The organism is Photorhabdus temperata (assembly GCF_025384845.1).
Classification (GTDB): domain Bacteria; phylum Pseudomonadota; class Gammaproteobacteria; order Enterobacterales; family Enterobacteriaceae; genus Photorhabdus; species Photorhabdus temperata.
Genome location: NZ_JAJAFX010000135.1, coordinates 1 through 2,876, shown reverse-complemented (window position 1 = coordinate 2,876; position 2,876 = coordinate 1). Strand labels below are relative to the sequence as shown.

Below are 2,876 nucleotides of genomic sequence, written 5' to 3'. Positions count from 1 at the left end.
CGGGAATGTTGCGCTATTGATGCCAATCGTTGTTCAAGAAAAGCACGGCTGCCGCGCTGGGCGGAAGGATGGTAAAGCAATTAATCTTACGAATACTGTATTTATTATAAAATGAGGGTAAGCAATGAAAATTAAATCTGCCATACCTGTATTTGAGAAAGCCAGGGAGTTGATGAAATGAAAAACCTCCTTAATTATTGTCTTGTAATATTTACAATATCTGTGATTGTCGGTTTTGGGTTTTCTGGTGGTGTTATTTCTTTCTTTGGTTACATTACGTTTTTAAACAAAGTGTTATTGTGAAAAAGTGAGGTGAATTATGGCTGCACGATTAGAAATCATTATCTCGTTTGATGAAGACTTAAACAAATGTCAAGTCGAATGGACAACTGGAGAAAGTCGGGACATTGCAAATGAGGAAAAGCAGCTCATTGCTCAGTTAAAGAATAAATTACTCTGTTCAATGGATAATGAGTTAATTAATAGGGAACAGCATTACCTTCATTAAATAATATGACATTTAATTATTCACATTAATTTGGCGTAAATACCTCTAACCGATTTACGCCAAACTTAAGGAAAAACAAAGGTGATTATCATGACTAAACATACAGAATCTTTAATATCAGCATGTCAAGAATTAGCAAGAACTGCGAATTGTGACAATTATTTAATTTTAAATGAGATTGCTGATAAATTGAAATCTCTTCGAAAAGGACGTGACAGATATAAAGAAATGTTTTATGAATCGTGCGCGGGGTTAGGTGCTATAGCTCGCGCTGCTGGAATTAAAGAAGAGAATGATACGGGGTCTCCGGGACAAGTAATAGAGAAAATTGAATCGATGCTTAATATAGATTGGAATTTCACAGAGCATCCCGATATTAAAGTTGGCGAAGAAATGAAATGTTGGGTATATGTTGAGAGAACGATTCAACGTTTTGATTATTGTGATCTAGATGAGAATGGAAAGGCTCAATATCATTATCAACAAGTTGAATATAAACGTTATGTTACTACTTTAACTTATCAAAACAAGCCGAGCCCAACAGGGGGGCATATTTGGTCGTGGCATGATGATATTCCATGGTGGGTGGCGCAAAATGATGTATATGACTGGATTCATAGTGTCTGTTGGTGTTTAGAATATAATCATCCTGATCACGCTTATTACTATGAAGAATTAGATAAAAATATCCAAGTATTAGCATGGGCTGAATTTATTCATCCTGCCTCGCCGGAGATAAAAAATGTTAATTAATGTCGGTGATACTTTGCAATATTGTAATCCGATTTCAGACTACGCATATAAATTCACAATCGGAAACTATTATGAAGTAGTTGAATTCTTCGGCTTGCTGGGAATCACAGATGATGACGGAATTTTTTGCTCACTTGATGAAATTAATACTAATGATGAGGATGAAAATGAATAAATACGAATATATAATAAGTGGCGATAAATATCCAAATGATGCTTATGAATTTGAATCATGGTGGCATGAATACTATAAATCATATATAGCGGAAGATGCCGCAGAACATTATTTCGACTATTATGGTGGATGGGAATTAAACTGGCCTATTGACTTTGAAATTTATATTAATGGAAAAATTCTAGGTATATTTACTGTTAGTCTTGAGATGGAACCAAGTTTTTCTACAACTAAAAAAGAGGGTAATGAGTGATGGAAATATTAGAGAGATTTAAAAAAGATACTGAAAATCACAGCATCAAAGTTTTACACAACTCTGGTCTGTATCGACATCTGCTATTCAATATAGCTCTAATGTAACCCATTGGATGGAATTACCTGAGCCACCAGAGGAGGTGAAGCTAAACAACGAACTGGAGGGAGTGGAATGAGCAAAAGCCTAATGGATACCGCCACTTTTTGGGAAATAACCAAGTACCTACTCCAAGAAGAGCACGGCAACAATATAAGAATAACTATCACAGAACTGGATGACATGATCGATAAAACCATTCGTTCCGCCGTACATATCGCACAAATGGTGAGCCATGAAATAAAGCAGAGAGAGGAAGGCGATAATGATAAACATTGATGACGTGCACAACTTAAAGCCATGAGGGGTACAACCGATGGGAAATAAAATTGAACTGTTACCGTGTCCATTTTGCGGTAGCAAAGATGTTGGAGTATTTCGGCAATATGAAGATGACTGCCCATACAGATCATCAATCGTCAGATGCTTCAATTGTGATGCACAAACAGCCCAGTTTATTAATGATGATATCCGAAGCCAAAATAAAATGGCAATCAGAGCCTGGAATAGGAGAAAGAATAATGACAAACAAAGAACAATTTGAAAAATGGCTCACAGAAACTTATCCGTGGGGTGAGGAAGAGTTAGAAAAAGCTTTCTTTCAGGAAGAATGCCAATACTACATCAGTGACGGCAACGCATTGCATTTTGCGTGGGCAGGCTGGAAAGCTCGGGGTGAAGTTCGTGTGGAACTGCCAAATTATATTGATTGTGATGATGATGACGAACTAGGTATTGAATATAACAGAGGTATTGCTCACTGTGACACTCATCTGAAATCACAGGGAGTAAAAGTAAAGCTAATTCTTAGGGACATAAGGGAGGAAAGTCATGATCAATAACTCATTTCACTTAACCCAAGTAATAGCCTCAGCATGGGGTGATCCATCTGATATTACAGATGCAGTCTGGAACGCCGGTTACAGAAAAGCTGGCAGGACATCAGAGGAGATGGTATTGGTGACACTTAAGGTCATCAAGGATTCTCATTACAGCGATATTCCGTATGAGTACTGGCCCAAAGATTTAGAAGCCGTACTTGCTGCTGAGCTGAACTTTCTGATTGATGATCTCGTCTGGAACGACAA

The 2,876-nt window shown here is 37.3% G+C and carries 8 protein-coding genes and 1 pseudogene; all 9 read left to right on the top strand.

Going from position 1 to position 2,876, the window contains the following annotated elements; genetic code table 11:
• Nucleotides 1–319: 319 nt before the first annotated feature.
• Complete coding sequence (locus LGZ99_RS23850) at nucleotides 320–508, top strand: hypothetical protein (protein WP_023044906.1); 189 nt, start codon at nucleotides 320–322, stop codon at nucleotides 506–508.
• A gap of 90 nt (nucleotides 509–598) precedes the next feature.
• Nucleotides 599–1,261, top strand: a complete 663-nt coding sequence (locus LGZ99_RS23845) for a hypothetical protein (RefSeq protein ID WP_262979788.1) — start codon at nucleotides 599–601, stop codon at nucleotides 1,259–1,261.
• Nucleotides 1,251–1,436 carry a hypothetical protein gene (locus tag LGZ99_RS23840; RefSeq protein WP_036841597.1) on the top strand — a complete coding sequence of 62 codons (186 nt, stop codon included), beginning with the start codon at nucleotides 1,251–1,253 and terminating at the stop codon, nucleotides 1,434–1,436. The genes LGZ99_RS23845 and LGZ99_RS23840 overlap by 11 nt, the downstream gene beginning before the upstream one ends.
• Entirely contained in the window at nucleotides 1,429–1,689 is a 261-nt protein-coding gene (locus LGZ99_RS23835; RefSeq protein ID WP_036841599.1) for a hypothetical protein, read from the top strand. The genes LGZ99_RS23840 and LGZ99_RS23835 overlap by 8 nt, the downstream gene beginning before the upstream one ends.
• An 82-nt stretch (nucleotides 1,690–1,771) precedes the next feature.
• A pseudogene (locus tag LGZ99_RS24970) lies at nucleotides 1,772–1,867 on the top strand (DUF551 domain-containing protein); the annotation flags it as partial.
• Nucleotides 1,864–2,067, top strand: a complete 204-nt coding sequence (locus LGZ99_RS23830; RefSeq protein WP_021326260.1) for a hypothetical protein — start codon at nucleotides 1,864–1,866, stop codon at nucleotides 2,065–2,067. The pseudogene LGZ99_RS24970 and the gene LGZ99_RS23830, both read left to right, overlap by 4 nt.
• 37 nt (nucleotides 2,068–2,104) lie before the next feature.
• Nucleotides 2,105–2,332, top strand: coding sequence for a Lar family restriction alleviation protein (locus tag LGZ99_RS24965; RefSeq protein WP_021326259.1), 228 nt, complete (start codon nucleotides 2,105–2,107; stop codon nucleotides 2,330–2,332).
• Nucleotides 2,310–2,630 carry a phiTE_015 family protein gene (locus LGZ99_RS23825; protein WP_036841601.1) on the top strand — a complete coding sequence of 107 codons (321 nt, stop codon included), beginning with the start codon at nucleotides 2,310–2,312 and terminating at the stop codon, nucleotides 2,628–2,630. Before LGZ99_RS24965 ends, LGZ99_RS23825 begins: the two co-directional genes overlap by 23 nt.
• Nucleotides 2,620–2,876, top strand: a 257-nt coding sequence (locus LGZ99_RS23820; protein ID WP_262979787.1) for a hypothetical protein, incomplete at its 3' end; no start/stop codon positions are given. The genes LGZ99_RS23825 and LGZ99_RS23820, both read left to right, overlap by 11 nt.

Excerpts from the sequence above, each read along its gene's own strand:
- LGZ99_RS23835 (WP_036841599.1), top strand. The coding sequence starts at position 1,429 with ATGAATAAATACGAATATATAATAAGTGGCGATAAATATCCAAATGAT.
- LGZ99_RS23840 (WP_036841597.1), top strand. The coding sequence starts at position 1,251 with ATGTTAATTAATGTCGGTGATACTTTGCAATATTGTAATCCGATTTCA.
- LGZ99_RS24965 (WP_021326259.1), top strand. The coding sequence starts at position 2,105 with ATGGGAAATAAAATTGAACTGTTACCGTGTCCATTTTGCGGTAGCAAA.
- LGZ99_RS23830 (WP_021326260.1), top strand. The coding sequence starts at position 1,864 with ATGAGCAAAAGCCTAATGGATACCGCCACTTTTTGGGAAATAACCAAG.
- LGZ99_RS23825 (WP_036841601.1), top strand. The coding sequence starts at position 2,310 with ATGACAAACAAAGAACAATTTGAAAAATGGCTCACAGAAACTTATCCG.
- LGZ99_RS23845 (WP_262979788.1), top strand. The coding sequence starts at position 599 with ATGACTAAACATACAGAATCTTTAATATCAGCATGTCAAGAATTAGCA.
- LGZ99_RS23850 (WP_023044906.1), top strand. The coding sequence starts at position 320 with ATGGCTGCACGATTAGAAATCATTATCTCGTTTGATGAAGACTTAAAC.